This window comes from Burkholderia sp. PR2 (genome assembly GCF_052372875.1).
Classification (GTDB): Bacteria; Pseudomonadota; Gammaproteobacteria; order Burkholderiales; family Burkholderiaceae; genus Burkholderia; species Burkholderia diffusa.
Map to the genome: position 1 here is coordinate 2594097 of NZ_JBQRWH010000004.1, position 26446 is coordinate 2620542.

Annotated in this window: 27 protein-coding genes, 1 tRNA gene and 1 pseudogene; 13 read left to right on the top strand and 16 right to left on the bottom strand. The window is 66.2% G+C overall.

Annotated elements, in window-relative coordinates; translation table 11 throughout:
* Nucleotides 1-29 precede the first annotated feature (29 nt).
* From ACT2FV_RS29205 to ACT2FV_RS29225, 5 genes are all read right to left on the bottom strand, one after another.
* Nucleotides 30-1346, bottom strand: a complete 1317-nt coding sequence (locus ACT2FV_RS29205; protein ID WP_059603843.1) for a sulfate adenylyltransferase subunit 1 — start codon at nucleotides 1344-1346, stop codon at nucleotides 30-32.
* Between the two features lie 22 nt (nucleotides 1347-1368).
* The gene (cysD, locus tag ACT2FV_RS29210) at nucleotides 1369-2331 is read right to left on the bottom strand and encodes a sulfate adenylyltransferase subunit CysD (protein WP_059603846.1); all 963 of its coding nucleotides are present in this window, start codon (nucleotides 2329-2331) and stop codon (nucleotides 1369-1371) included.
* Nucleotides 2332-2406: 75 nt separating this feature from the next.
* On the bottom strand, nucleotides 2407-3150 hold the full coding sequence (locus ACT2FV_RS29215) for a phosphoadenylyl-sulfate reductase (protein WP_151048974.1): 744 nt from the start codon (nucleotides 3148-3150) through the stop codon (nucleotides 2407-2409).
* Nucleotides 3147-3689, bottom strand: a complete 543-nt coding sequence (locus tag ACT2FV_RS29220; protein WP_059527659.1) for a DUF934 domain-containing protein — start codon at nucleotides 3687-3689, stop codon at nucleotides 3147-3149. Before ACT2FV_RS29220 ends, ACT2FV_RS29215 begins: the two co-directional genes overlap by 4 nt.
* A gap of 25 nt (nucleotides 3690-3714) precedes the next feature.
* On the bottom strand, nucleotides 3715-5394 hold the full coding sequence (locus ACT2FV_RS29225) for a nitrite/sulfite reductase (RefSeq protein ID WP_124901030.1): 1680 nt from the start codon (nucleotides 5392-5394) through the stop codon (nucleotides 3715-3717).
* Between the two features lie 214 nt (nucleotides 5395-5608).
* Between ACT2FV_RS29225 and ACT2FV_RS29230 the strand changes: the two genes are divergently transcribed.
* The 4 genes from ACT2FV_RS29230 (at nucleotide 5609) to ACT2FV_RS29245 (ending at nucleotide 8287) form a co-directional block, all read left to right on the top strand.
* On the top strand, nucleotides 5609-6550 hold the full coding sequence (locus ACT2FV_RS29230) for a CysB family HTH-type transcriptional regulator (protein WP_009689198.1): 942 nt from the start codon (nucleotides 5609-5611) through the stop codon (nucleotides 6548-6550).
* Between the two features lie 64 nt (nucleotides 6551-6614).
* Nucleotides 6615-7772 (top strand): ABC transporter substrate-binding protein, encoded by a 1158-nt coding sequence (locus ACT2FV_RS29235; protein WP_301847933.1) that lies wholly within the window; start codon nucleotides 6615-6617, stop codon nucleotides 7770-7772.
* A gap of 93 nt (nucleotides 7773-7865) precedes the next feature.
* Nucleotides 7866-7950, top strand: a tRNA-Leu gene (locus tag ACT2FV_RS29240).
* 166 nt (nucleotides 7951-8116) lie between these two features.
* The gene (locus ACT2FV_RS29245; protein ID WP_179955272.1) at nucleotides 8117-8287 is read left to right on the top strand and encodes a hypothetical protein; all 171 of its coding nucleotides are present in this window, start codon (nucleotides 8117-8119) and stop codon (nucleotides 8285-8287) included.
* A gap of 251 nt (nucleotides 8288-8538) precedes the next feature.
* On the opposite strand, the gene ACT2FV_RS29250 is transcribed toward ACT2FV_RS29245, so the two are convergent.
* Nucleotides 8539-9468: a LysR family transcriptional regulator gene (locus tag ACT2FV_RS29250; RefSeq protein WP_444505251.1), complete on the bottom strand. Its 930-nt coding sequence runs from the start codon at nucleotides 9466-9468 to the stop codon at nucleotides 8539-8541.
* Nucleotides 9469-9647: 179 nt separating this feature from the next.
* The gene (locus tag ACT2FV_RS29255; protein WP_059603913.1) at nucleotides 9648-10421 is read right to left on the bottom strand and encodes an SDR family oxidoreductase; all 774 of its coding nucleotides are present in this window, start codon (nucleotides 10419-10421) and stop codon (nucleotides 9648-9650) included.
* A gap of 192 nt (nucleotides 10422-10613) precedes the next feature.
* On the opposite strand from ACT2FV_RS29255, the gene ACT2FV_RS29260 reads away from it, so the two are divergent.
* Entirely contained in the window at nucleotides 10614-11330 is a 717-nt protein-coding gene (locus tag ACT2FV_RS29260; RefSeq protein ID WP_059682068.1) for a pseudouridine synthase, read from the top strand.
* 105 nt (nucleotides 11331-11435) lie between these two features.
* Entirely contained in the window at nucleotides 11436-11624 is a 189-nt protein-coding gene (locus ACT2FV_RS29265; protein WP_059603919.1) for a hypothetical protein, read from the top strand.
* Here ACT2FV_RS29265 and ACT2FV_RS29270 read toward each other — a convergent pair.
* On the bottom strand, nucleotides 11607-12644 hold the full coding sequence (locus tag ACT2FV_RS29270) for an NAD-dependent epimerase/dehydratase family protein (RefSeq protein ID WP_444505252.1): 1038 nt from the start codon (nucleotides 12642-12644) through the stop codon (nucleotides 11607-11609). The genes ACT2FV_RS29265 and ACT2FV_RS29270 overlap by 18 nt on opposite strands.
* Before the next feature lie 105 nt (nucleotides 12645-12749).
* Here ACT2FV_RS29270 and ACT2FV_RS29275 point away from each other — a divergent pair, with 105 nt between their 5' ends.
* The 3 genes from ACT2FV_RS29275 to ACT2FV_RS29285 all read left to right on the top strand — a co-directional run bounded on the left by ACT2FV_RS29275 (nucleotide 12750) and on the right by ACT2FV_RS29285 (nucleotide 15729).
* A complete protein-coding gene (locus tag ACT2FV_RS29275; protein ID WP_059527685.1) occupies nucleotides 12750-13781 on the top strand; it encodes a CDP-6-deoxy-delta-3,4-glucoseen reductase in 1032 nt (343 codons plus the stop codon).
* A 294-nt stretch (nucleotides 13782-14075) separates the two neighbouring features.
* A complete protein-coding gene (locus tag ACT2FV_RS29280) occupies nucleotides 14076-15260 on the top strand; it encodes an acetylornithine transaminase (RefSeq protein ID WP_124621558.1) in 1185 nt (394 codons plus the stop codon).
* A gap of 13 nt (nucleotides 15261-15273) precedes the next feature.
* Nucleotides 15274-15729, top strand: a complete 456-nt coding sequence (locus tag ACT2FV_RS29285; RefSeq protein WP_151048319.1) for a GNAT family acetyltransferase — start codon at nucleotides 15274-15276, stop codon at nucleotides 15727-15729.
* An 18-nt stretch (nucleotides 15730-15747) separates the two neighbouring features.
* Here the strand turns inward: ACT2FV_RS29285 and ACT2FV_RS29290 are convergent, their stop codons facing one another.
* The 8 genes and pseudogenes from ACT2FV_RS29290 to ACT2FV_RS29325 form a co-directional block, all read right to left on the bottom strand.
* Nucleotides 15748-16419, bottom strand: a complete 672-nt coding sequence (locus tag ACT2FV_RS29290; protein ID WP_151048320.1) for a DUF2278 family protein — start codon at nucleotides 16417-16419, stop codon at nucleotides 15748-15750.
* A gap of 261 nt (nucleotides 16420-16680) precedes the next feature.
* The gene (locus ACT2FV_RS29295; protein WP_059603937.1) at nucleotides 16681-17397 is read right to left on the bottom strand and encodes an ABC transporter ATP-binding protein; all 717 of its coding nucleotides are present in this window, start codon (nucleotides 17395-17397) and stop codon (nucleotides 16681-16683) included.
* On the bottom strand, nucleotides 17397-18173 hold the full coding sequence (locus ACT2FV_RS29300; RefSeq protein ID WP_011352945.1) for an ABC transporter ATP-binding protein: 777 nt from the start codon (nucleotides 18171-18173) through the stop codon (nucleotides 17397-17399). Before ACT2FV_RS29300 ends, ACT2FV_RS29295 begins: the two co-directional genes overlap by 1 nt.
* Before the next feature lie 24 nt (nucleotides 18174-18197).
* Nucleotides 18198-19367, bottom strand: a complete 1170-nt coding sequence (locus ACT2FV_RS29305; RefSeq protein ID WP_151048321.1) for an ABC transporter permease subunit — start codon at nucleotides 19365-19367, stop codon at nucleotides 18198-18200.
* A 19-nt stretch (nucleotides 19368-19386) separates the two neighbouring features.
* The gene (locus tag ACT2FV_RS29310; RefSeq protein ID WP_151048322.1) at nucleotides 19387-20337 is read right to left on the bottom strand and encodes a branched-chain amino acid ABC transporter permease; all 951 of its coding nucleotides are present in this window, start codon (nucleotides 20335-20337) and stop codon (nucleotides 19387-19389) included.
* A gap of 210 nt (nucleotides 20338-20547) precedes the next feature.
* A pseudogene (locus tag ACT2FV_RS29315) lies at nucleotides 20548-21386 on the bottom strand (branched-chain amino acid ABC transporter).
* 271 nt (nucleotides 21387-21657) lie between these two features.
* Nucleotides 21658-22638 carry a 4-hydroxy-3-methylbut-2-enyl diphosphate reductase gene (ispH, locus tag ACT2FV_RS29320; RefSeq protein ID WP_059603948.1) on the bottom strand — a complete coding sequence of 327 codons (981 nt, stop codon included), beginning with the start codon at nucleotides 22636-22638 and terminating at the stop codon, nucleotides 21658-21660.
* Between the two features lie 2 nt (nucleotides 22639-22640).
* Nucleotides 22641-23096 carry an FKBP-type peptidyl-prolyl cis-trans isomerase gene (locus tag ACT2FV_RS29325; protein ID WP_059468284.1) on the bottom strand — a complete coding sequence of 152 codons (456 nt, stop codon included), beginning with the start codon at nucleotides 23094-23096 and terminating at the stop codon, nucleotides 22641-22643.
* 135 nt (nucleotides 23097-23231) lie between these two features.
* On the opposite strand from ACT2FV_RS29325, the gene radC reads away from it, so the two are divergent.
* From radC to nadB, 4 genes are all read left to right on the top strand, one after another.
* On the top strand, nucleotides 23232-24011 hold the full coding sequence (gene radC, locus ACT2FV_RS29330) for a RadC family protein (protein WP_059603951.1): 780 nt from the start codon (nucleotides 23232-23234) through the stop codon (nucleotides 24009-24011).
* A gap of 238 nt (nucleotides 24012-24249) precedes the next feature.
* On the top strand, nucleotides 24250-24483 hold the full coding sequence (gene rpmB / locus ACT2FV_RS29335) for a 50S ribosomal protein L28 (RefSeq protein ID WP_004186391.1): 234 nt from the start codon (nucleotides 24250-24252) through the stop codon (nucleotides 24481-24483).
* 17 nt (nucleotides 24484-24500) lie between these two features.
* Nucleotides 24501-24668, top strand: coding sequence for a 50S ribosomal protein L33 (gene rpmG / locus ACT2FV_RS29340; RefSeq protein WP_006478046.1), 168 nt, complete (start codon nucleotides 24501-24503; stop codon nucleotides 24666-24668).
* A gap of 180 nt (nucleotides 24669-24848) precedes the next feature.
* Nucleotides 24849-26435 (top strand): L-aspartate oxidase, encoded by a 1587-nt coding sequence (gene nadB / locus ACT2FV_RS29345; protein WP_059603954.1) that lies wholly within the window; start codon nucleotides 24849-24851, stop codon nucleotides 26433-26435.
* Nucleotides 26436-26446: the final 11 nt, after the last annotated feature.

Consider the following 26446-nt stretch of genomic DNA (forward strand, 5'->3'; position numbering starts at 1 on the left):
CCGCCCGCACGGGCGGCGCTCAACGCCGGTTATGCCGAGAACGCCCGGATCATGCCGGCGGCGACCGTATGATGCGTCGCCTCGTCGATCAGCACGAACGCGCCCGTGCCCGGGTGCGCGTCGTACGTGTCGCAGACGATCGGCTTCTGCAGCGTCAGCGCCACGCGGCCGATGTCGTTCATCTTCAGTTCCTGGCGGTCGGTCGCGTGCGACAGCGTATGCACGTCGAGCACTTCCTTCACCGCGCCGATCTTCGCGAACACCGTGCTCGTGGTCTGCTTCAGCAGATACTTGCGGTGCGGCGACAGCGGCGTCTCGTCGAACCAGCACAGGTCCGCCTCGAGCTTCTTCGCCGGCGCGACCGTCTCGGCGGTCGTGACGAACATGTCGCCGCGCGACACGTCGACGTCCTGTTCAAGGCGAATCGTCACCGTCTGGCCCGCGAACGCGTGCGCAACCGACGCGGTGCCGCCCGGCACCGGCGCGACGATCTCGGCGATCGTCGCGGTGCGGTTCGACGGCAGCACGACGATTTCGTCGCCGACCTTCACCTCGCCCGACTCGATCCGGCCCATGTAGCCGCGGAAATCGTCGGCCGAGCTGCCGTCCTGGCGTGCGACCCACTGCACCGGGAAGCGCAGCGCGTCATGGGCCTGCGTCTCGACCGGCAGCGATTCGAGCACGTCGAGCAGCGGCTCGCCCGCATACCACGGCATGCGCTCGCTCGCGCCGACGATGTTGTCGCCCTTCAGCGCCGACACCGGCACGAAACGCACGTCTTTCAGGCCGAGCTGCTTCGCGAGCGCAACGTACGCATCGCGGATCTCGTTGAAGCGCGCTTCGCTGTAGTCGACGAGGTCCATCTTGTTGATCGCGACGATCACGTGCTGCAGCGCGAGCAGCTTCACGATCGCGCTGTGGCGCTTCGTTTGCGGCAGCAGTTCCGCAACGCCGTTCTCGACCGTCACGCGCGTCGCATCGACCAGGATGATCGCCGCATGCGCGGTCGATGCGCCCGTCACCATGTTGCGCGTGTACTGCTCGTGGCCCGGCGTGTCGGCGATGATGAACTTGCGCTTCGCGGTCGCGAAGTAGCGGTATGCGACGTCGATCGTGATGCCCTGCTCGCGCTCGGCTTCGAGCCCGTCCGTCAGCAGCGCGAGGTCGATCTCGTCACCGACCGTGCGCTTGTTCTTCGCGCGCGACAGCGCGGACAGCTGGTCGGACAGCACGGCCTTGCTGTCGTACAGCAGGCGGCCGATCAGCGTGCTCTTGCCGTCGTCGACGCTGCCCGCGGTGATGAAGCGCAACACGCCGAGGTCTTCGGTGTTCTCGATGATGCTCATGATGTGAATGTCCTCGTGTGCTTCAGAAATAACCTTGCTTCTTGCGCTGTTCCATCGCGGCTTCGGATGCCTGGTCGTCCATCCGGGTCGCGCCGCGTTCGGTGATCTCGGTCACCGCCGTCTCGGCGATGATCTTCTCGACGTCGTCCGCATCGCTCTCGACCGGGCACGTGCAGCTGATGTCGCCGACCGTGCGGAAGCGCACCTGCGCGAGTTCGCTCGTCTCGCCGTCACGCATCGGCGTGAGCGGCGTGACCGGCACGAGCAGACCGTTGCGGCGTACGATCTCGCGCTGGTGCGCGTAGTAGATCGACGGCAGTTCGAGGTTCTCGCGCGCGATGTACTGCCACACGTCGAGCTCGGTCCAGTTCGAGATCGGGAACACGCGCAGGTGCTCGCCCTTGTGCAGGCGTGCGTTGAACAGGCTCCACAGTTCCGGGCGCTGCGCCTTCGGATCCCACTGGCCGAATTCGTCGCGGAACGAGAAGATCCGCTCCTTCGCGCGCGCCTTCTCTTCGTCGCGGCGCGCACCGCCGATCAGCGCCGTGTAGCCGTGCTGTTCGATCGTCTCGAGCAGCGTGACGGCCTGCGCGGCGTTGCGCGAATCGGTTTCGCGGCGCAGCACGACCGTGCCGCGCCGGATCGAATCCTCGACGTGGCCGACCACCAGCTCGGCGCCCAGCTCTTGCGCACGGCGGTCGCGGAAGTCGATCACTTCCTCGTAGTTGTGGCCCGTGTCGATGTGCACGAGCGGGAACGGCAGCGTCGTCTTGCGGTTCGCGCCGAGGCCGAATGCCTTCAGCGCGAGGTGCAGCACGACGACCGAGTCCTTGCCGCCCGAGAACAACAGCGCCGGCTTGCTGCATTCGGCAACGAGTTCGCGCAGGATGTGGATCGACTCGGCTTCGAGCCAGTCGAGGTGGCCCATGCGGTCGTCGGCACCGGTGGGCGGGGCAAAGGCGGATTGCTCGAGCGTCGTGCTCATGATTTCAGTCCTTCTTTTCTGGGTTCGTGCCGCCCGCTGTCGCAGGCGGCGCAATATTCGGTTTCTTGTCGGCTTTCAGTGCGCGGCGCCGGCTTCGGCATTCGCGGGAATCGGCGTGATCGTGATGTGCAGCCCGCATTCCTTCGTGTCGCGCGACTCCCACCACCAGCGGCCCGCCCGGCTGTCCTCGCCGGGGCGGATCGCGCGCGTACACGGCTCGCAGCCGATGCTCGGGTAACCGCGCGCATGCAGCGGGTTGACCGGCACGTCGAACGCCTTCAGGTACGCCCATACGTCGGCTTCCGTCCAGTCAGCGAGCGGGTTGTACTTCGCGATCCCGCGCGCTTCGTCCTGCTCTTCCTCGTGCAGCTCGGCACGCGTGACCGACTGCTCGCGGCGCTGGCCCGTGACCCACGCGCCGACGTCGGCCAGCGCGCGGTTCAGCGGCTCGACCTTGCGGATGTGGCAGCACGACTTGCGCAGCTCGACGCTTTCGTAAAACGCGTTCAGGCCGTGCTCGGCGACGTACTGGTCGACCGCGTCCTGGCGCGGGTGAAACTGCTCGATCTCGTAGCCGTAGCGCTCGCGCACGCGGTCGATCATGCCCACGGTTTCCGCGTGCAGGCGGCCGGTGTTCAGCGAGAAGATGCCGATCGACACGCCCTTCGACAGGATCGCGTGCGTGAGCAGCATGTCTTCCGCGGCGAGGCTGCTCGCGAACTTCACCTTCTCGTGGCGCGCGCCGATCTGCGCAAGCAGTGCGTCGAGGCGCTCGACCTTCGCGGCGAGTTCCGGCGTCAGTGCGGTCGCGGTGCTCATGCGCTCACCTTGGCGTCGGCCGCGGCGTCGCGGCGGCGGAACAGCGGTGCCGGCTCGTCGAACGCGCCCTGGTAACGCTGCGTGAATTCGCCGAACGCGTTCAGCGCGTCGCGGATGTCCTTGTCGGCACGCACCGCGAATGCGTCGAAGCCGCAACGCGACATGTACAGCAACTGGTCACGCAGCACGTCGCCGATCGCGCGCAGCTCGCCGGTCCAGCCGTGGCGCTCGCGCAGCAGGCGCGCGATGCTGTAGCCGCGGCCGTCCGCGAAGCGCGGGAAATCGACGGCGATCAGCGAGATCGCACCGAAGTCGGCCACGAGATCGGCCGGCTCGCTGTCCGGCGCGAGCCACACGCCGAGTTCGTCCTTCGTCTTCGCGGCGACGAGCGCCGCGCGCTCGGCCTGCCACAGGGCGAACGGCACCAGCACCTTGCCGGCCGGCAACGCGTCGACCGCGGGCAGCGCACCGTCTTCCGCCGCGCGCACGACCTGCCATGCGTCGTCGATCACTGCGCGGTTCTTGATAATCGAAGCCATCTGCAAATTCCTTCTAGCCGGTTGGTTACGCGTTCACTGCCTGGCGCGCTGCATACACGCGCTCCTTGAACGGTGCGATGCCGATGCGGTCGTACGTGTCGATGAAGCGCTCGCCGTCGATGCGTGCCTCGACGAACGTGTCGATCAGCTTCGCGATCACGTCCGGCACTTCCTCCGCGGAGAACGACGGCCCGATCACGCGGCCGAGGCGCGCGCCGTTGCGGCCCGTGCCCTGCTCGCCGCCAAGCGACACCTGGTACCACTCGGCACCGTCCTTGTCGACGCCGAGGATGCCGATGTTGCCGACGTGGTGGTGACCGCACGAGTTCATGCAACCGGAAATGTTCAGCGACAGGTCGCCGAGGTCGTACACGTAGTCCAGATCGTCGAAACGTTGCTGGATCGCCAGCGCGATCGGGATCGACTTCGCGTTCGCGAGCGAGCAGAAATCGCCGCCCGGGCACGCGATGATGTCGGTCAGCAGGCCGACGTTCGGCGTCGCGAAACCGGCCGCCTTCGCCTTTTCCCACAGCGCGAACAGGTCGCGCTTCTTCACGTTGGCGAGGATCAGGTTCTGCTCGTGCGACACGCGCAGTTCGCCGAACGAGTACGCGTCGGCCCAGTCGGCCACCAGGTCCATCTGCGCGTCGGTCGCGTCGCCCGGGGCCACGCGGTGATCCTTCAGCGACAGCGTGACGGCGGCATAGCCCGGCACCTTGTGCGGCGCGACGTTGCGCTCGACCCAGCGCGCGAACGCCTTGTTCTCGAGCAGGTGCTGTTCGAACGACGCGTCGGTGTCGGCGAGCTTCTCGTAGACGGGAGGCTTGAAGTATTGCGACACGCGGTCGAGTTCGGCTTGCGTGAGCGTCGACGGGCCGTCCTTCAGGTGCTGCCACTCTTCCTCGACCTGCTGCGCGAACTTCGCGGGCGACAGCGCCTTCACGAGGATCTTGATACGCGCCTTGTACAGGTTGTCACGGCGACCGTAGCGGTTGTACACGCGCAGCACGGCTTCGCAGTAGGTCAGCAGGTGCTGCCACGGCAGGTCTTCCTTGATCACCGCGCCGACGATCGGCGTGCGGCCGAGACCGCCGCCCGCGAGGATGCTCGCGACCACTTCGCCCTGTGCGTTCTTCTTCAGGTACACGCCGAGGTCGTGGATCTGCACGGCCGCGCGATCGTCCTTCGAACCGGACACCGCGATCTTGAACTTGCGCGGCAGCCATGCGAATTCGGGATGGAACGTCGACCACTGGCGCAGGATTTCCGACCACGGACGCGGATCGATCTCCTCGTCCTGAGCGACGCCGGCGAACTGGTCGGCCGTGATGTTACGGATGCAGTTGCCCGACGTCTGGATCGCGTGCATCTGCACCGACGCGAGCTTCGCCAAGATCTCGGGCGTTTCCTCGAGCTGGACCCAGTTGAACTGGATGTTCGAGCGGGTCGAGAAGTGGCCGTAGCCGCGGTCGTGTTCGCGGGCGATGCGCGCCAGCATGCGGAGTTGCTCGCTGCGCAGGTTGCCGTACGGAATCGCGATGCGGTGCATGTACGCGTGGCGCTGCATGTACAGGCCGTTCTGCAGGCGCAGCGGACGGAACTCGTCTTCGCTCAACTCGCCCGACAGGCGGCGGCGCACCTGATCGCGGTACTGCGCGACTCGCTCGTCGACGATCGTCTGGTCGTACTGGTCGTACTGATACATTCGGGGACCCCAGGGTTTTCGTGGTGACTGCGCGACGTCCTAGCCACGTCGCGCCCGAATCTCCGTTCCGCCGTCACCGCCACCATCCGCTGCCGGGTGGATTGCTAATGACGAAAACAGATATCCATATTTGAAAAACTCCGGTGAATCGTAATAAACTCGCCTTATATTTCAAACGACTAAAAAATTCTGTTGATATGCGGAAGGGTTATAAATGAACCTGCACCAATTTCGCTTCGTGCGCGAGGCCGTCCGGCAGAATTTCAACCTCACCGAGGCCGCCAAGGCGCTCTACACGTCGCAACCAGGGGTATCGAAGGCGATCATCGAGCTCGAGGACGAGCTGGGCGTGGAGATCTTCACGCGACACGGCAAGCGCGTGCGCTCGCTGACCGAGCCGGGCAGGATCATCCTCGCGTCGGTCGAGCGGATTCTTCAGGAGGTTGAGAGCCTCAAAAGGGTCGGGAAGGATTATGCGGCGCAGGATCAGGGCAACCTGACCATCGCGGCGACCCATACGCAGGCCCGCTACTCGCTGCCCGCCGCGATCGCCGAATTCAAGAAGCGCTTCCCGAAGGTGCACCTGTCGATCCTGCAGGGCAGCCCGACGCAGGTGGCCGAGATGGTGATCCACGACCAGGCCGATCTCGCGATCGCGACCGAGGCGATCGCCGACTACAAGGAACTCGTGTCGCTGCCCTGCTTCCAGTGGCACCACGCGGCCGTCGTGCCCGCCGACCATCCGCTGCTGGAGCGCAAGCCGGTCACGCTGGACGATCTGGCGCAGTATCCGCTGATTACGTACGACGACGCGTTCGCGGGCCGCAAGAAGATCAATCACGCGTTCGCGCTGCGCGGGCTGTCGCCGGACATCGTGCTCGAGGCGATCGACGCCGACGTGATCAAGACCTACGTCGAACTCGGCCTCGGCGTCGGGATCATGGCCGACATCGCGTTCAATCCCGAGCGCGACCGCAACCTGCGGCTGATCCCGGTCGGCCACCTGTTCGGCAGCAACGTGACGCGCGTCGCGCTCAAGCAGGGCGCCTACCTGCGCAGCTATGTGTATACGCTCGTCGAGCTGCTGTCGCCGACGCTGAACCGCAAGCTGATCGAACAGGCGCTCAAGGGCGAATCCGAATCGTACGAACTCTGAGCGGCGTGTATAACCACGGGGGCGCATATCGCGCCCCTTTTTGCTGTCCGACGGAGAATCCCGCATGACGCTTCCCGCCCTGTTGCGCCGCGCCGCCGGCGCCGCCCTCGTGCTCGCCTGCGCGGCCGCGCATGCCGACCTGAAGGTCGGCGTCGACCTGTCGTCGACCGGCCCGGCCGCCGCGATCGGCATCACCAGCAAGAACGCGATCCTGATGTGGCCCAAGACGATCGCCGGGCAGCCGCTGCAGGTGACGGTGCTCGACGACGCGTCCGATCCGGGCGCCGCCGTGCGCAACATCCGCAAGCTGGTCGACGAGGATCAAGTCGACGTCGTGGTCGGGCCGAACATCACGCCGGCCGCGCTCGCGGCGCTCGACGCGGTGGCGGCCGCGCAGACGCCGATGATCACGCTGGTCGGCTCCGGCGCGATCGTCGAGCCGCAGGAAGGCGCGCGGACCTGGGCATTCAAGATGGCGCAGAGCGACAGCGCGATGGCGGACGTGATGACGCGCTACATGGCCAACCACGGCGTCAAGACGGTCGGCTTCATTGGCTTCGCGGACAGCTACGGCGACAGCTGGCTGAACGAATTCACACGCTTCGCCGAAGTCCGCAAGATCCGCGTGATCGCGACGGAGCGCTTCAACCGCACCGACGCAAGCGTCACCGGCCAGGCGCTGAAGCTGATCGCGGCGAAGCCGGACGCGATCCTGATCGCGGGCTCGGGCACGCCGGCCGTGCTGCCGCAGCGCACGCTGATCGAGCGCGGCTACAAGGGCGCGATCTACCAGACACACGGGATCGCGACGCCGGAATTCATCAAGCTCGGCGGCAAGGACGTCGACGGGACGCTGTTTCCGACCCAGCCGGTCGTCGTCGCGCGCACGCTGCCGGCAGACCATCCGGCCCGCAGGGCCGCGCTCGCGTTCGTCGATGCATATGAAGCGAAATACGGCGCCGGCACCGTCACGCAGTTCGCTGGCGACGCGGCGGGCGTGTACCCGCGCCTTGCCGACGCAGTCGGCCGCGCGCTCAAGGCCGCGCAGCCCGGCACGCCGGCCTTCCGCGCGGCGCTGCGGCGCGAGCTCGAACGCGCGCACGAGCTCGTCGTGCCGAACGGCGTCGTCAACACCAGCAACAAGGATCATGTGGGGCTCGACCAACGCGCGAGCGTGATGGGGATCGTGAAGCACGGCCAGTTCGTTTACCTGAGCCAGTAACACTGGCGGCCGCCGGAAAGCTTGCCCGGTGCCCCGTTTTCCGCCATAATTTGCGTTTCGCCGCGCACAATCGCATGCGCGGCCAGGATCAAAGCCCAGGTGGTGAAATTGGTAGACGCAGGGGACTCAAAATCCCCCGCCGCAAGGCGTGCCGGTTCGATTCCGGCCCTGGGCACCAGTATTTCGCAGCGTCCATGCGCTGCACCTGTCGAAACCCGCGCAAGCTCACCGCTTCGCGGGTTTTTTGTTTTTTCCCGCGCGTTTTCCCCGCGCGCATCGCACACTGCAACGCGCGCCCTCCCTCGGCAGTCCAAGTATCAGGACACGCAAGCACGGAGGCCCCCATGTCCACGCGCGTCCTCTTTTCGAGCCGGATTGCCCGAGGCATGCTCGTCGCGCTGCTGTCGATCATGCTGGGCGGATGCGACCTGCTCCGCCAGCCACCCGTGCCCGAATGGCCCGGGCCGCATGCGCCCTACCCGTTCCCGGACAACATTCCCCACCGCACCGAGTGACCGGCTCGACCGACCTCGCCCCCACGCACGCGCCGCGCGTTCAGCCCTGCTCGCAGAACCGCGGGATCGCGAACGCGCGTCGGCGCGAAGCCGCGCAGCGCGGGGCGAGCACGCGGTAGCCGCGCGCGGCCAGCGTTTCGCCACGGCTTCCCAGCCGACCGGGCTGAAGGCGCGCGCTGGCCGCAATACCGCAATACCTGTCGAATGCCGCCGTCGATCGCAGTCGGCGCGGGCGGGCGCGGCGCCCCTTTTCAGTCGCCGGTCGCGGTCGCGCCCTTGTCGTTCAACGCATCCGCCATCAACTCCGCGAACCATTCGATGAACGCGTTGAGCCGTCTCGACCGGTGCCGGCGATGCGGATAGACGGCCGACACGTCCATCGGCGCGGCCCGATGGCCGGGCATCACCTCGACCAATGCCCCGCTGTCGAGCAGATGCACGACGTCGAAGCGCGGAATCTGGATCAGCCCCATCCCGGCAATGCAGCTCGCGATATAGGTTTCGGCGTTGTTGACCGTCACGCGGCTCGGCAGCGCCAGGGTGTGGTGGCCGCCGTCCGCGCAGTATTCCCAGCGAAGCTCGCGGCCGTTCGTCGGTGACGCATAGCCGATTCCCCAGTGCCCGTGCGCGAGCGCATCGGGGTGCTCGGGCACGCCGCATTCTCGCAGGTAGTCGGGGCTCGCGCAGTTGATCAGCGCGAATTGCCCGAGCGGCCGCACGACGAGGCTGCTGTCCGCGAGCCGCCCGACCCGGATTGCGCAATCGACGCCCTCCTGCACGAGATCGATCGAGCGGTCCGTCGAGCCGAGCGACAGTTGCAGCTTCGGGTAGCGGCGAAACAGCGACGGCAGCGCGGGCGCGATCACGCGGCGCGCGATCCGGCTCGGCACATCGACGTTCAGCCGCCCGATCACGTCGCGATCGCGGCGCCGGAACAGCCGGTCGAGCTCGTCGGCTTCCGCGAGCAGGCGCCGGCCGCGCTCCAGCAGCAGCGCGCCGTCGGCCGTCAGCTGCACCTGCCGCGTCGTACGGTGCAACAAGCGCGTGCCGAGCGCGGCCTCGAGCTGCTGGACAGCGGCCGACACCGTCGCGCGCGGCACGTCGAGCGCATGCGCGGCCTTGATGAAGCTGCCCATCTCGGCAACCTGAAGGAAGATTCTGACCTGATCCAGCTTGTCCATCGGCGGGCGGAAAACGTGGGTTCGGACGACCGTCACCGGCAAGCGCCGCGCGTCGCGGCCGATCCCGGCGGCACAGAAAAAACGGGCGCGCGGCCTTGTGCCCACACGCCCGCCCATTGTCCATGCAAACGGTCCATTGCGGATCGCCGCGCGCACGCGACGACCGCCGGCACGGCCCGTTACTTGGTCGTATAGCCGCCGTTGATCAGGATCGTCTGGCCGGTGATCCACCAGCCGTCGGTCACGAGATGGCGGATGAACGGCACGACGTCCTCGATATCGGTGAGGCCCGTCTTGCTGAACGGCGACAGCGCAGCCGCCGTCTTGTGATACGCGACCGCGTCGGCGCCCTCGGCCGGGTAGAAGAACGGCGTGTCCATCGGGCCCGGCCCGACCGCCGTCACCGAGATGCCGCGCGCGCCGTATTCTTTCGACGCCGCGCGCGTGAAGTGCTCGACGGGCGCCTTCGATCCTTCGTAGGCCGCATAGAACGGCGTGAACGCGCCGAGCAGCGACGTCACGAGCGTGACGAGCTTGCCGTGATCCTCGAGGTGCCGCCCCGCTTCCTTGATGAAGAAGAATGCGGACTTGCTGTTTACCGCGAACATCTCGTCGTATTCGGCCTCGGAGATTTCGGTGATCGGCTTCTTCAACACCTTGCCGACGGTATTGATCGCGATGTCGATCTTGCCGAAGCGCTGCTTCGCGTCGCCGAACAGCTTCTCGACCGCGGCGGCCGTCGTCAGGTCGGCCTGGAACGTCGCAGCTTGCGCGCCAGCCGCGCGCACGGCGGCGGCCGTCTCTTCGGCCTGCGCCTGCGACGCCGCGCTGTTGTAGTGAATCGCCACCGCCTTCGCACCGTGGCCGGCCAGATCCCGGGCGATCAAGCCGCCGAGATTCTTGGCGCCACCGGCGATCAGGACGACCTTGTCTGCGAGCGTGTGAGTAGCCACGGTTAACTCCTTTTTGCGTTGAATGAAGCTAGGAGTGTAGGCACGCGCGACGCGCCGGTCAGCCGGGCATGGCTGGATGGATTATCCAGAGAAACGATCCAATCAGGCATCCGGAATGGTGGGCTGCCCCACCGACATGGGCGGCGAAGTTCGTGCCGACGCCGGCGCGCCGCTTGATAGAATGCGCGCGCTATGGATCTCGAAAGCATTCTCTACACGCAGGGCTTCGGCTCGCGCCGCCAGTGCCGCGGACTGATCGAAACGGGCCGCGTCACCGTCGCGGGCGCGAGCGCGACCGACCCCGACGCGTCGTTCGACACCGACGGCCTCGTGTTCACGGTCGACGACACCGCTTGGCCATTCCACGCCCGCGCGTATCTCGCGCTCAACAAGCCGGCCGGCTACGAGTGCTCGCGCGAGCCGCAACACCATGCGAGCGTGTTCAGCCTGCTGCCCGCACCGCTCGTCGCACGCGGCGTGCAGTGCGTCGGCCGCCTCGACCAGGACACGACAGGCCTGCTCCTGCTGTCCGACGACGGCCAGTTCGTGCACGCGTACACGTCGCCGAAGCGCAAGGTGCCGAAGACCTACGTCGCGACCGTGCGCCACCCGCTCGACGACGCCCAGCTGGACGCGCTGCGCGCCGGCGTGCAGCTCCACGGCGAGCCGAAGCCGATCGCGGCGGTCGCCGCCGACGCGCGCGACACGCACGCGCTCGCGCTGACCGTCCTCGAAGGCAAATATCATCAAGTGAAACGCATGGTCGCCGCGGCCAGCAATCGCGTCGAGGCGCTGCACCGCGAAAGCATCGGCGGCTTCACGCTGCCGGATGACCTGGCGCCCGGCGCATGGCGCTGGCTCGGGGAAGACGACCTTTCAGCACTGCGCCATTCCGTCAAAACCCTGTAAGGGAAAATCCGCACGACCGTTCGGTGTCCGGCCGCGTCGCGGCCGCACGATCCCCCGCTATACTGAAATCACAAGCTGTACGAGCAGCGATGCAGGGGAGACATCATGAACATCAACCATTCTTTCGAACTGTCGTACGTGACAATCGCGTTCGCGATCGTGGGTGCTATCGTGATCGGCGGGCTGCTGGCCACGATGCACATGAGGCACAAGTATCATCCGAACCTGATCGGCGCGCTGATCGGTGCGTTGCTGTGCTTCCTGCTGATCGAGGCGTTACCGGCGCTGACCTGACGCGCCGCGCGGCGCGACCGTTTGAAGGAATTCGTCTACGGTCGGATAGCGCAACGTCACGCACAATTCGGCCTTGAGCCGCGCATTGGACAGGCGCCGCGACTCGCGCATGAACGACAGGAGCGTCGGCTCGAGCCGATGCTCGGCGTCCGCGCGACTGATCCGCGGCGGCAGCGGCAGGCCGAACGCCTGCGCGACCCGGTCGAAATACTCTCCCATCCGCAGTTCGCTGTCGTCCGACGCGTGCACGGCGCGCGCCGGCTTGCCGCGCACGGCCACGCGCCGCAGGATCGCCGCGAGATCGTCCGCGTGGATATGGTTCGTGTAGACGTCGTCGGCCGCGTCGAGCGCCGGTGTGCCGCGCTCGAGCCGCGCGAGCGGCAGCCGGTTCGCCGCATAGATGCCGGGAATGCGCACGATGCGCGCGGACAGCACGCCGCGCACCGTCGCCGCCCGCAACTGACGCTCGGCCGACACGCGCCGGAACGCGCGCGGATTCGCGGGGCGCAGCGGCTGCGTTTCGTCGATTCGCGCCCCGCCGCAATCGCCGTATACGCCCGTCGTGCTGGCGTAGACGAGCGTCGGCGCGCGAAGGGCGTCGGGTACAATACGCGCTGCCCGCACCGGCACGCCGGCCTGTCGGGTCGCGGCATGCAGCGTGCGGAGCCGGCCGACCGACGACACCGGCGGTGCGGATGGCCGCCGTGCAGGCACGGACAATGCGGCGATCAGCGCGCGGGTGCGGCGATCGTCGCGGCCGTCGGATTGCGGCGGCGCGAGATGCAGGATCGTGCGGGCGAGCCCCGCGAGACGTCCGAGCGTCGCCCGGCGATCGAGGTCGCCGACGATCGGCGTCGCGCCTGCCGCGCGCAATTCGTCGCAGCGGCCCGGATGGCTCGTCAGCGCGACAATGCGCAGGTTGCGGCGCGCGGCGCGCCATTGCGCGACGCAGCGCAGGCCGACGTCGCCGCAGCCGACGATCAGTACGCGCGGCCGGCGCAGGATTCGAGTCGCGATCATGTTGGTTGCGAAATCAGTAGCCACCGTTGCGCGGCGCGCAACGGGTTTGCATTGTAGCTGCCGTGCCGACACGCACGGTCCCCACATTTTGTTCTATTTGGTTCTATGGCATTCAACGTTACTCTCAAGCAAAGCGGCCGGCAGTTCCAGGTCGAGTCGGACGAAACCGTGCTGGCGGCGGCGCTGCGCCAGAACGTCCATCTGCCGTACGGATGCAAGAACGGCGCGTGCGGCTCCTGCAAGGGCCAGATCGTGTCGGGCCAGATCGAACAGGGCCCGCACGCCGCGTCGGCACTGTCCAACGACGAACGCACGCGCGGCCTCGCGCTGCTCTGCTGTTCGAAGGCGCAATGCGACCTCGAGATCGACGTGCGCGAAATCGCCGGCGTCGACGGCGTGCAGGTGAAGAAGCTGCCGTGCCGGATCGCGGCGCTCGAGCGCCGCGCCGACGACGTGATGGTCGTGAAGCTGCAGTTGCCCGCCAACGAGCGCCTGCAATACCTCGCGGGCCAGTACGTCGAGTTCATCCTGAAGGACGGCTCGCGCCGCAGCTACTCGATGGCGAATGCGCCGCACGAGGAAGGCCCGATCGAGCTGCACATCCGCCACATGCCGGGCGGCAAGTTCACCGACCACGTGTTCGGCGCGATGAAGGAGCGCGACATCCTGCGCTTCGAAGGCCCGCTCGGCACGTTCTTCCTGCGCGAGGATTCCGACAAGCCGATCGTGCTGCTCGCGTCCGGCACCGGCTTCGCGCCGATCAAGGCGATCATCGAGCACGTCAGGCATTCGGGCATCACGCGCCCGATGACGCTCTATTGGGGCGCACGCCGCAAGAAGGACATCTACCTCGGCGAGCTCGCCGAGCAATGGGCGCGCGAGATCCCGAACTTCAAGTACGTGCCGGTGCTGTCCGAGCCGGACGACGCCGACCAGTGGACCGGCCGCACCGGCTTCGTCCACCGCGCAGTGATCGAGGACCTGCCCGATCTGTCGGGCCACCAGGTGTACGCATGCGGCGCGCCGGTGATGGTCGAATCCGCGCAGCGCGACTTCACCCAGCACCACGCGCTGCCGGCCGACGAGTTCTACGCGGACTCGTTCACGAGCGCCGCCGATCTCGCGCATCCGGTCTGAGCACCGGGCGCGCCCGCGTCCCCTCCTGCGCGCCGCCGTGACACATTCGTGGCATCGCGGCGGTTTACAGTGGGGCGCGGGATGCCTTATGCTTGCGCACATGAACCGCTTCCTGTCCGCTCTCCGACGTCGCCGCTCGCCGCTCCGCCCGGATGCCGCCGGCTCGTCACGGACTCGCGCGTAACCCTCCTCCGCTTCACCGGTTACGCACAAGCTGTTCGACCTACCAGCCACGGCCTCCCGTGGCTTTTTTATTGCCCGTTTCCCTTTCAACGTCCGCTGGAGTCTGCTGTCATGCCCCTGAACGATTACCCGATCGACTCGCTGATGTACATCACGAACCGCCCCGACATCGTGTTTACGCACGGCAAGGGTTCGTGGCTCTACGATCACACGGGCAAGCGCTATCTGGACTTCATTCAGGGCTGGGCCGTCAACAGCCTCGGCCACTGCAACGACGGCATCGTCGAAGCGCTGAAGACGCAGGCGGAAAAGCTGCTGAACCCGTCGCCCGCGTTCTACAACGAACCGATGGCGAAGCTCGCGGGGCTGCTGACGCAGCACAGCGTGTTCGACAAGGTGTTCTTCACGAACAGCGGCGCGGAAGCCAACGAAGGCGCGATCAAGCTCGCGCGCAAGTGGGGCCGCAAGTTCAAGAACGGCGCGTACGAGATCATCACGTTCGACCACAGCTTCCACGGCCGCACGCTCGCGACGATGTCGGCCAGCGGCAAGCCGGGCTGGGACACGATCTACGCACCGCAGGTGCCGGGATTCCCGAAGGCCGAGCTGAACGACATCAACTCGGTCGAGAAGCTGATCACCGACAAGACCGTCGCGGTGATGCTCGAGCCGATCCAGGGCGAAGGCGGCGTGATTCCGGCGACGCGTGAATTCATGCAGGCGCTGCGCGCGCTGACGAAGCAGCACGACCTGCTGCTGATCGTCGACGAAGTGCAGAGCGGCTGCGGCCGCGCGGGCACGCTGTTCGCGTACGAGCTGTCCGGCATCGAGCCGGACATCATGACGCTCGCGAAGGGCATCGGCGGCGGCGCACCGCTCGGCGCGCTGCTGTCGAAGGCCGACGTCGCGGTGTTCGAGGCCGGCGACCAGGGCGGCACCTACAACGGCAACCCGCTGATGACGGCGGTCGGCTATTCGGTGATCTCGCAGCTCGTCGCGCCCGGTTTCCTCGAAGGCGTGCGTGAGCGCAGCGAATACCTGAAGCGCAAGCTGCTCGAGCTGTCGGAGGAGCGCGGTTTCGAGGGCGAACGCGGCGAAGGCCTGCTGCGCGCGCTGCTGCTCGGCAAGGACATCGGCCCGCAGATCGTCGAGAAGGCGCGCGACATGCAGCCCGACGGCCTACTGCTGAACGCGGCGCGCCCGAACCTGCTGCGCTTCATGCCCGCGCTGAACGTCACGACCGAGGAAATCGACCAGATGATGGCGATGCTGCGGTCGATTCTCGACACGCTCTGAGGAGACCGCCGCGATGGATGCCGCCGCCGAGGCTGTTGCTATCCGCCCGTTCGAACGCGCCGACACCGATGCCGTGCTCGCGGTTTGGCGCGACGCGTTCCCGCACTACGACGAAGCCGGCGCGCCGCCGCACCGCGATCCGCTGCGATCGATCGAGCTGAAGCTCGCGACGCAGCCGGAACTGTTCTTCGTCGCGACCAGCGGCGCGCGGGTCGTCGGCACGCTGATGGCGGGTTTCGACGGTCATCGCGGCTGGCTTTACTCGTTCGGCGTGTCGAACGATGCTCGGCGACTCGGCATCGGCCGCGCGCTGATCGCGCATGCGGAACGCGCGCTCGCCGCGCGCGGCTGCCTCAAGATCAATCTGCAGGTGCTGCCTGGCAACGACGATGCGTGCCGCTTCTATGCGGCGCTCGGCTATCGCGTCGAGGAACGCATCTCGTTCGGCAAGACGCTGCCGGCCGCCTGACGCCGCCGGCAGCCCCCATCAGCGCGTGATCGGCCCCGCGTCCGGCAGCGGATTGCCGAGCGCGTCGGTCGGCACGGCCTGCTGCTCGAACGCCGCGAAATACGCGGCCCATTGCGTCTCGCTCACGCGCACGATCAGCGCGCCGTCCTGCCACACGTCGTTGTGATCGTTGTGGTCGTCGCCCGCGCGGTGCAGGTAGTTCGAGCCCGTCGAACCCTGGTTCATGTGCGTGTCGTGGATGCCGTTGCCTTCCGAATACGTGCGGCCGAACACGACGACGTCGAGCCCCTGCGACTGCGCGGCGTTGACGAGCCGCAGCAGAGACGGGATCGGCTCCGCGTTTTCGGTGCCGTCCATCACGGCGCTCGCGCGCCATGCCCCGGTCTCGTTCAGGATGTCGCTGCGCAGATAGTCGAGCGCCGGCAGCGCGGTTTGCCCGGTGAGATCGTTGTAGCCTTCGGCCGCGGCCGCGAGCGTCGCCGTGACCGGATGATGGAAATCGTAGACGAGCTTGTAGTTCAGCAGGTCGTCCGAGTCGTTGGTGCCGACGTTGATCGCGACGTCCCAGTCGCCGGTCGGCAATGCGAGCGTCAGGTGGATGTGATACTGGATCTCGCCGCCGTGCGGCGAGCCCTTCAGCCGCGCCACCGACGTCACCTTCGCCTTCACGAAACCGTAGTCCAGACTCATGCGTGCTCTCCGTGTCCCGATGGATCGACCATGCTACGCAGCCCGCGTGTCGGTTTGCGGACGGCCGGTTGCGGACGGCCTGCTGCCGAGTCGCGCACCGCATGGTCGGCGTCACCGCCGAATGAATGGAGTCGCCTGCGCACGCACAGTTCGTCGCCGGGCGCGCCGCACGAAAAAAAAGCTGTCACGGCATCCCGTGACAGCCTTTCGAAGCCCTTGTGCGGCGCGCCGGCATCCGCCGCCGCGCCGCACCGGGCCCGCTCATTCACCCAGATACGCGGCCCGCACCTTCGGATCGTCGAGCATCTGCTTCGCATCGCCTTCCATCGTGACCACACCCGAGTCCATCACATAACCGCGGTCGGCCGCCTGCAGCGCGAGGCGTGCGTTCTGCTCGACCAGCAGCACCGTGATGCCCTCCTTCGAGATCTCGCGAACCACTTCGAAGATCTTCTCGACCATGATCGGCGACAGCCCCATCGACGGCTCGTCGAGCAGCAGCAGCTTCGGCTTGCTCAGGATCGCGCGCGACATCGCCAGCATCTGCTGCTCGCCGCCCGACAGCGTGCCCGCGAGCTGCGTCGCACGCTCCTTGAGACGCGGGAAGAAGCCGAACATCCGGTCGACGTCCTTCTTGATCTGCTCCTTGTCGTTGCGCAGGTACGCGCCCATCTGCATGTTCTCGATGATCGACATCCGCGCGAAGATCCCGCGGCCTTCCGGCACCATCGCGAGCCCGCGTTTGAGCAGTTCGTGCGACGGCACGCCCTTGATCGACTTGCCGTCGTACTCGATGTCACCCGCCGAATACGGCTTGAGACCCGTGATCGCCTTCATCGTCGTGGTCTTGCCGGCACCGTTCGCGCCAATCAGCGTCACGAGTTCGCCCTGGCGGACTTCCATGTCAACGCCCTTGACGGCCTGGATGCCGCCGTAGTTGACCTGCAAGCCCTTGATTTTCAACATTGCCGCTGCCATCAGTGCACCCCTGCGCCGAGATATGCCTCAATCACCTTCGGATTCTTCTGCACGTCCTGCGGCAGACCCTCGGCGATCACCTTGCCGTAATCGAGCACCGTCATCCGGTTGCACAGCCCCATCACGAGCTTCACGTCGTGCTCGATCAGGAGAATCGTGCGGCCGTCCGAGCGGATCTTGTCGAGCAGGCGCGTGAGTTCGACCTTCTCGGTCGCGTTCATCCCGGCCGCCGGCTCGTCGAGCGCGAGCAGCTTCGGGTCGGTCGCCAGCGCGCGGGCGATTTCCAGCCGGCGCTGGTGGCCGTACGACAGGTTGCGCGACGTGTAGTCCGCGTACTGCAGCACGCCCACGTATTCGAGCAGCTCGATCGCGCGCTCCTTGATCTCACGCTCTTCCTGGCGTTCCGCCGGCGTCTGGAACACCGCGCCGAGCAGCCCGTGCTTGGTCCGCACGTGGCGGCCCACCATCACGTTCTCGAGCGCGGTCATCCCGCCGAACAGTCGAATGTTCTGGAACGTACGCGCGATGCCCGTCTTCGCGACCTGGTGCACCGCGGTCGGCTTGTATTCCGTGCCGTCGAGCTTGAACTCGCCGGAGTCCGGCGTGTAAAGGCCGGTGATCACGTTGAAGAACGTCGTCTTGCCGGCGCCGTTAGGGCCGATCAGGCCGTAGATCTCGCCTTCCTTGATCTCGAGGCCGACGTCGGACAGTGCCTGCAAGCCGCCGAAGCGCTTGTTCACGCCTTTGACGGACAGTCGGATTTGCTTGTCGCTCATGTGTGATATCCCCTTGTCCGTTGGTTAAGCGCGCACCGGCTTCTTGCTGTTGCGTTTCGCCAGTTTCGCGATCTTGTCCTCATGCTTCGGCGCCGGCCACAGGCCTTCCGAGCGGTACAGCATGATGATGACCATCGCGAGGCCGTACAGCGCCTGACGGATCACTTCGGTATCGACGATGTCGTGACCGAAGATCGCATGCTGCAGCGGGCTCATCGTCGAGCGCAGGAATTCCGGGAAGATCGCGAGGAGCACCGCGCCCAGGATCACGCCCGGGATGTGGCCCATGCCGCCGAGCACCACGCAGGCGAGCACGACGATCGATTCCCAGAACGTGAACGACTCGGGCGACACGAAGCCCTGGAACGCGCCGAACATCGAGCCCGACAGGCCGCCGAACGACGCGCCCATCGCGAACGCGAGCAGCTTCACGTTACGGGTGTTGATGCCCATCGCCTTCGCCGCGATTTCGTCCTCGCGGATCGCGGCCCAAGCGCGGCCGATACGCGAGTGCTGCAGGCGCGTACACACCCAGATCACCAGCAGCGAGCACAGCACGAACAGGTAGTAGTACATGTACACGGACGGCAGCTGGAAGCCGAACAGTGAGTGCGTCTGCGACAGGTTGAAGCCGCCGATGTGCACCGGATCGATGCCCGTGATCCCCTTCGGGCCGTTGGTGATGTTCACCGGACGGTCGAGGTTGTTCATGAAGATCCGGACGATTTCACCGAAGCCGAGCGTGACGATCGCCAGGTAGTCGCCGCGCAGGCGCAGCGTCGGCGCGCCGAGCAGGATCCCGAAGGTCGCCGCCAGCGCCATCGCGATCGGCACGATGATCAGGAACGGGATGTGCAGGCCGTTCGGCGCGAGCGCCGCGATCCACTCGAACTGCGAGGTCAGGTGCGGCGAGCTCAGCAGTGCCGCCGTATACGCGCCCACCGCGTAGAACGCGATGTAGCCGAGGTCGAGCAGGCCGGCGAAGCCGACCACCACGTTCAGCCCCAGCGCGAGCATCACGTACAGCATCGCGAAGTCGAGCACGCGGACCCAGTAATTGCCGCCTGCCGAGCCGATGATGATCGGCGCCGCGATCACGAAGGCCGCGGTCAGGATGCCGATGATGACGGTCTTGGCCGTGTTGCGTTCTTCGACGAGCGACGTCGAGGATTCGATCGGTTGAATGGATGTCATGTTGTTTGCTCCCCTTCCGTTACGCGCGGTCCGCGACACGTTCGCCCAGCAGGCCCGACGGACGGAACACCAGCACGATGATCAGCACGATGAATGCGAACACGTCCTGGTAGTTACTGCCGAATACGCCGCCCGTGAGGTCGCCGATGTAGCCCGCGCCGAGCTGCTCGATCAGGCCGAGCACCACGCCGCCGACCATCGCGCCGCCGAGGTTGCCGATCCCGCCGAGCACCGCCGCCGTGAACGCCTTCATGCCGGGGATGAAGCCCATGTAGAAGTGCACGTTGCCGTATTCGGACGCGATCATCACGCCGGCCAGCGCGGCGAGCGCGGAGCCGATCATGAACGTCGCCGAGATCACGAAGTTCGGGTTCACGCCCATCAGGCTCGCGGTGTTCGGGCTTTCGGCGATCGCACGCATCGCGCGGCCGAGCTTGGTCTTGTGCACGAGCAGCAGGAGACCTGCCATCACGATGAACGCCACCGCGATGATCACGATTTCAGTCACCGAGATCACGGCGCCGGGCGTCGTGTCGGTCGCCTTGATCACGTTGATCGGATCGGTCGGCAGCAATTGCGGGAACGGCAGCGGGTTGCGCGACCAGATGATCATCGCGGCCGTCTGCAGCAGGATCGACACGCCGATCGCGGTGATCAGCGGGGCGAGACGCGGCGCGCGGCGCAGCGGCCGGTACGCGACACGCTCGATCGTGTAGCCCACGCATGCGCAGACGACCGCGGCGATGCCAAGGCCGATCGTCAGCGTCGCGACGTTGCCGAGTCCAGGGAAGTGGTTCTGCAGCACGGTGATCGCCGACAGGGCGACCATCGCGCCGATCATCAGCACGTCGCCGTGCGCGAAGTTGATGATGCCGAGAATGCCGTACACCATCGTGTAGCCCAACGCGATGATGGCGTAGACACTGCCGAGCACCAGCCCGTTGAGGATCTGCTGGATGAAAATATCCATTTAAAGCTCCTTGGCCCATGCTGCCGGAGGACGTTGCGCCCCGCGGGTAAGCGAGGAATCGCGCCTTCTCGGCGACACTGCGGGTACTAGTCGATACCGGTAAGGGTGGATCGTCCCGGCGCGCGCCGCCCGGCCTGTACGGCCGGACCTGCCGCCGGAGCGGATACAGAACGGCACCGCACTGTTTCGGTGCCATCATGAGTCCCGTCGCTAAATCGTCACGACATCGAGGACGGTGTACTTGGCCTCCTTGAAGTCGTAAGGCACGTGCCGCAACGGCCGGTGTCCGGTTTCCCGAACGCCATGCCTTTTTCCGTCCGGGCCGGGACGAACCCTGCATCCGGACAGATCAGGTTGCGCGCCGCGTCGCCCGCGGGCTCGACCACCTTGGCGACGCACATGCCGTTGTCGCCAAGGGTTTGCGCTCCGATGCCGGACGCCGTCGCCTGCGCTGCAAGCGGGCCGTCCGCCGCCACCCCCGCGGCGCCCGAACCGGCATCGCGAAGGTGGCGCCCGACTCTCGTCAGGACTGCGTCGGAATCCGTGAAACGAAGCAGACCGCCCGCCGCGACGCGATGGGTCGCGGCGACACGCTGTTTCGTCGAATCGAAATGAAAGGGGGCCCGTGACATTTGCACGTCGCCTGCGTTGCCCCGAAACCCGGGCGTCCGTCGTTCGACGCGCCCTGCCGTTGCCGCATCGCGGTCCGCGGCTCGTTGTCGGACAATCTGCAGGCCCGTCGCCCGGTCGATGGCGGCGGCGCCGGCGCGTGCTGCCTGCCGTACCGAATGCATGCCGATCTTCGAGCCCTGCGCGTTGATTTCCTCGATCGCCAAACGTGCCCCGTAGTCCTTGTCACTGTCCGATTGCGCAATGCGGCACACCAACGGCACCGCACGACCGGTTCCGGCAGCGCGCACGTCGCTGGCTGCCAGTGCTGCGCGTGCCGCAGCGTCCCTGCTCGCCTCGTCGTCGCTCTTTTTGCTGCAGCCGGCAGTCATTGCAACCGGTGCGGCGACGGACATGGCGTAAGCCAACTTCACATGCATCGAGTAGGTCTCCCGCGCCTTGCCAAAACCCGATTTCAAAGCCATTCCGGCCTGAAAACGGGCGCATTGTAACTCCATTTATAGGACGCCAATAATCCTGATTCGATGGGGTTTTCCTGCATTGCAACCAATTTTGAGAGACGGTTCAGCGCGGCGATAGCAACCGGGTTGCACCATTGATGTGAATAATGGTTGCGATCTCGTTTTCGCAACGCAAAAAAAAAGCGCGCCAAACGGCGCGCTTCGGGGTATCGCGGGTGCGATGCGGCAATCAGGCGGCAGGCGGCAGGTTCAGCCCGCGCGGCAGCGGAAACGACACGTTTTCCTCGATGCCTTCGAGTGCGCGGACGTTGCGCACACCCAACTCGCGCAGCCGCGCGATCACGGCCTGGGCGAGCACTTCCGGCGCCGATGCCCCGGCCGTCACGCCGATGCGGCGCTTGCCGGCGACCCATGCCGGATCGATCTGGTCCGGTGCGTCGACCATGTACGCGGCCACGCCACGCTTCTCGGCCACTTCACGCAGCCGGCTCGAATTCGAGCTGTTCGGGCTGCCGACGACGATCACGACGTCGCACTGCGGCGCCATGAACTTCACCGCATCCTGGCGGTTCTGCGTCGCGTAGCAGATGTCCTGTTTCTTCGGTTCGCGAATCTTCGGATACTTCGCCTTCAGCGCGCCGATGATCTCGGCGGCGTCGTCGACGGACAGCGTCGTCTGCGTGACGAGTGCGATGCGCTCGGGATCGGCGAGCTCGAGCTTCTGCACGTCCTCGACGCTTTCGACGAGATGCATGCCGCGCTCGACCTGCCCCATCGTGCCCTCGACTTCCGGGTGGCCCTTGTGGCCGATCATCACGATGTCGACACCGTCCTGGCGCATCTTCGCCACTTCGACGTGCACCTTCGTGACGAGCGGGCACGTTGCGTCGTAAATGCGCAAACCGCGCACGTCCGCCTCGTCGCGCACGGCCTTCGACACGCCGTGCGCGCTGAAGATCACGGTGTTGCCGGCCGGCACTTCCTCGAGTTCCTCGACGAAGATCGCGCCTTTCTTCTTCAGATCCTCGACCACGTACTTGTTGTGGACGATCTCGTGACGGACGTAGATCGGCGCACCGTGCATCGCGATCGCGCGCTCGACGATCTCGATCGCACGATCGACGCCCGCGCAGAAGCCCCGCGGCTGGGCCAGCAGGATTTCGGCATCGGCGGCGACGGTCTGCCCGGACAGCGTATCGGTGGTGCTCATGATTACAGGATTCCGATGATTTTCACTTCGAACGTGAGCGCTTGGCCCGCGAGCGGATGATTGAAGTCGAACAGCGCCGAGGTTTCGCTGACTTCCTTCAGCACCCCTGCATAGCGGCCGCCGTCCGGCGCGTTGAACTCGATCAGGTCGCCCGGCGTGAAATCGTCGCCGACCATCCCGTTCTCGCGCAGCGTCGACAGCGTCACGCGCTGGAGCATGTCGGGATTGCGGGGACCGAACCCCTGCTCGGGCGTTAGCTGATAAGTCGAATGGTCGCCCACCCTGAGCCCGATCAGAATCTGTTCCAGCGAGGGCGCCAGTTGCCCCGCGCCGAGCAGCAGCGTGGCGGGCTTGTCGGAGAAGGTGTTGACGATGTCGGCGCCGTCGGCCAACGCAAGCCGGTAATGCAGCGTGACATGGGAACCGGGCTTCACTTCGGATAGGTCGATGATGCTCATGAATGACTCGTGTTCGTCGGCGCCCGAACTGGCCGAAAGGCCCGGCGCAAAGCCAATATTGTAAGTCACCTGAGCGCGCAAGGCTGAAAGTGCGACGACATCGCGCCCGCGCACGCCGCCAATGGAGTCTGGATCATGCCGTCACCCTGTCTCGCCGCCCCGGCGACCGAATGTCGCGACATCGCCGATGCGCCCGTCGCTCCGGCCCGCCGCATCGACGCAGCCACGCCGCCGCGCACGCGCCGCCCGCGAAACTGGAAACCCCATCTGCCGCGCGAGCGGTTGCTGGAACGCGGGCCGGCCGCGCTGACCGACGCGGAGCTGATCGCGCTGCTGCTCGGCACGGGCGGCGGCGGCCACGACGTGTTCGCCAGCGCCCGCGCGCTGCTCGCACGTTTCGGCGACTCGCTGCGCAACATGCTCGACGCGGAGCCCGGCGCGTTCGCCATGCACCCCGGCATCGGCCCCGCTCGCTCGGCGGTACTGATCGCGGTGACCGAGATCGTTCAGCGCGCGCTGGCCGAGAAAGCCCGCGAGCGGATGCAGATCGGCTCGCCAGGCGCGGTCGAGGACTATCTGCGGCTCAGGATCGGCACGCGTCCGCACGAAGTATTCATCACGCTGTACCTGGACGCCCGTCATGGCCTCATCGACGTTGAAGAGAGCGCACGCGGCTCGCTGACACGGATGGTCGTCTATCCGCGCGAGATCGTGCGGCGCGCGCTCATGCTGAATGCCGCCGCGCTGATCATCGCGCACAATCACCCGTCCGGCGCGGTGCAGCCCAGCGCGGAAGATCGTCGCCTGACGCGCATGCTGCACGAAGCGCTCACGCTCGTCGACGCGAAGCTGCTCGATCACGTCGTCGTCGGCACCGACGATACATTTTCGTTCGCACGCGCCGGTTGGCTGTAGACTGTGGCCCGGCGACCCGCCCCGGGGTCTCCGCAACGACGAAGCGAAATTGGGTTTGATTTTTCTGAACTTTTTCTGCTAGAATCGTCGTCTGTCTTTTTTCCAACCAGTTCTAGCCATCGAAGGGCCTTGTCTGTAAAGGCTTCGGCGTTCTGAGTGCAGCCATGGATCACGTGGCGGTACGATGGAACCTTCATCGGCGATCGAACCCCGAATTTAGCGTATTAGGAGTGCTCTCATGGCACGCGTATGCCAAGTAACTGGGAAAGCGCCGATGAGCGGCAACAACGTTTCCCACGCCAACAACAAGACGAAGCGCCGCTTCCTCCCGAACCTGCAAAACCGCCGGTTCTGGGTTGAGAGCGAAAACCGCTGGGTGCGCCTGCGCGTCTCGAACGCCGGCCTGCGCCTGATCGACAAGAACGGCATCGATTCCGTGCTCGCTGACCTGCGCGCACGCGGCGAAGCCTAAGCCCAAGGAGCACAATCATGGCAAAAGGCGCACGCGACAAGATCAAGCTGGAGTCGACCGCTGGTACGGGTCACTTCTACACGACCACGAAGAACAAGCGCAACATGCCGGAAAAGATGGCGATCAAGAAGTTCGATCCCGTCGTCCGCAAGCATGTGGAATACAAAGAAACCAAGATCAAGTAATCTCCGGTTTCTGCCAGCCTGACGGCGACCAAAAAGCCCCGCACATGCGGGGCTTTTTGTTTTGCGCGCACAGGTGGGGTTTTGCGCGCACGCGCGAGCCCGACGCGGTATGCTCTCCTCTTTCCCCGGCCACGGCCGACGGAACGCACAAGAGCTAAAGCGTAACGATGGAGATGCAGCATGAAATTCGACGTGGCGATCGTCGGCAGCGGCCTGGCAGGGCTGTCGGTCGCACTCAACCTGGCCAGCACGCGACGTGTCGCGCTGATCGCTAAACGTTCGATGATGGAGGGGGCAAGCGATCACGCGCAAGGCGGCATTGCGGCCGTCCTCGATTCGGCGGACAGCATCGAGAACCACGTCGACGACACGCTGGTCGCCGGCGGCGGGCTGTGCGACGAAGGCGCGACGCGCTACATCGTCGAGCACGGCCGCGAAGCGATCGAATGGCTGATTTCGCAGGGCGTGCCGTTCACGAAGGACGATGCGGCCGAACTCGGTTTCCATCTGACGCGCGAAGGCGGCCATAGTCACCGCCGAATCATCCACGCCGCCGACGCAACCGGCCATGCGGTGCTCGCGACGCTGTCCGACCGCGCGCGCCAGCATCCGAACATCACGTTCTTCGAAAACCACCATGCGATCGACCTGATCACGTCGGACCGGCTCGGACTGCCCGGCCGCCGCTGTCACGGGCTGTATGCGCTCGACGTCGACAACGATCGCACGATCACGATCGAGGCGCCGCACACGGTACTCGCGACCGGCGGCGCCGGCAAGGTCTACCTGTACACGACGAACCCCGACACCGCGACCGGCGACGGCATCGCGATGGCGTGGCGCGCGGGCTGCCGCGTGTCGAACATGGAATTCATCCAGTTCCACCCGACCTGCCTGTTCCATCCGTACGCGAAATCGTTCCTGATTTCGGAAGCCGTGCGCGGCGAAGGCGGCCTGCTGAAACTGCCGGATGGCACGCGCTTCATGCCCGCGCACGATCCGCGCGCGGAACTCGCGCCGCGCGACATCGTCGCGCGCGCGATCGACTTCGAGATCAAGAAGCGCGGGATCGACTGCGTGTATCTCGACATCAGCCATCAGCCGGAAGCATTCCTGCGCGAACACTTCCCGACGATCCACGCGCGCTGCCTCGAATTCGGCATCGACATCGCGAAGCAGCCGATTCCGGTCGTGCCGGCCGCGCACTACACGTGCGGCGGCGTCGTCACCGACCTCGCGGGACGCACCGATCTCGCGGGCCTGTATGCGGTCGGCGAGACGTCGTACACGGGGCTGCACGGCGCGAACCGGCTCGCGAGCAATTCGCTGCTCGAATGCCTCGTGATCGGCCGCGCGGCGGCCGAGGCGATCGAGGCCGCCGGTTTCGACGCCGAAACGCCGGGCACGCTGCCCGCATGGGACGAAAGCCGCGTGTCGGATGCGGACGAGGAAGTCGTCGTCGCGCACAACTGGGACGAACTGCGCCGGCTGATGTGGAACTACGTCGGCATCGTGCGCACAGACAAGCGTCTCGAGCGCGCGAAGCATCGTTTGTCGCTGCTGCGCGACGAGATCCACGAGTACTACGCAAACTTCCGCGTGACGCGCGACCTGCTCGAACTGCGCAATCTCGTCGACGTCGCGACACTGATCGTGAAGAGCGCGTACTCGCGCCGCGAAAGCCGCGGGCTGCACTACAGCCGCGACTGGCCGCACACGCTGCCGAAGGCGCTGCCGAGCGTGCTCACGCCCCGCTCGCGCCGCTGAGCGGCAGGCCC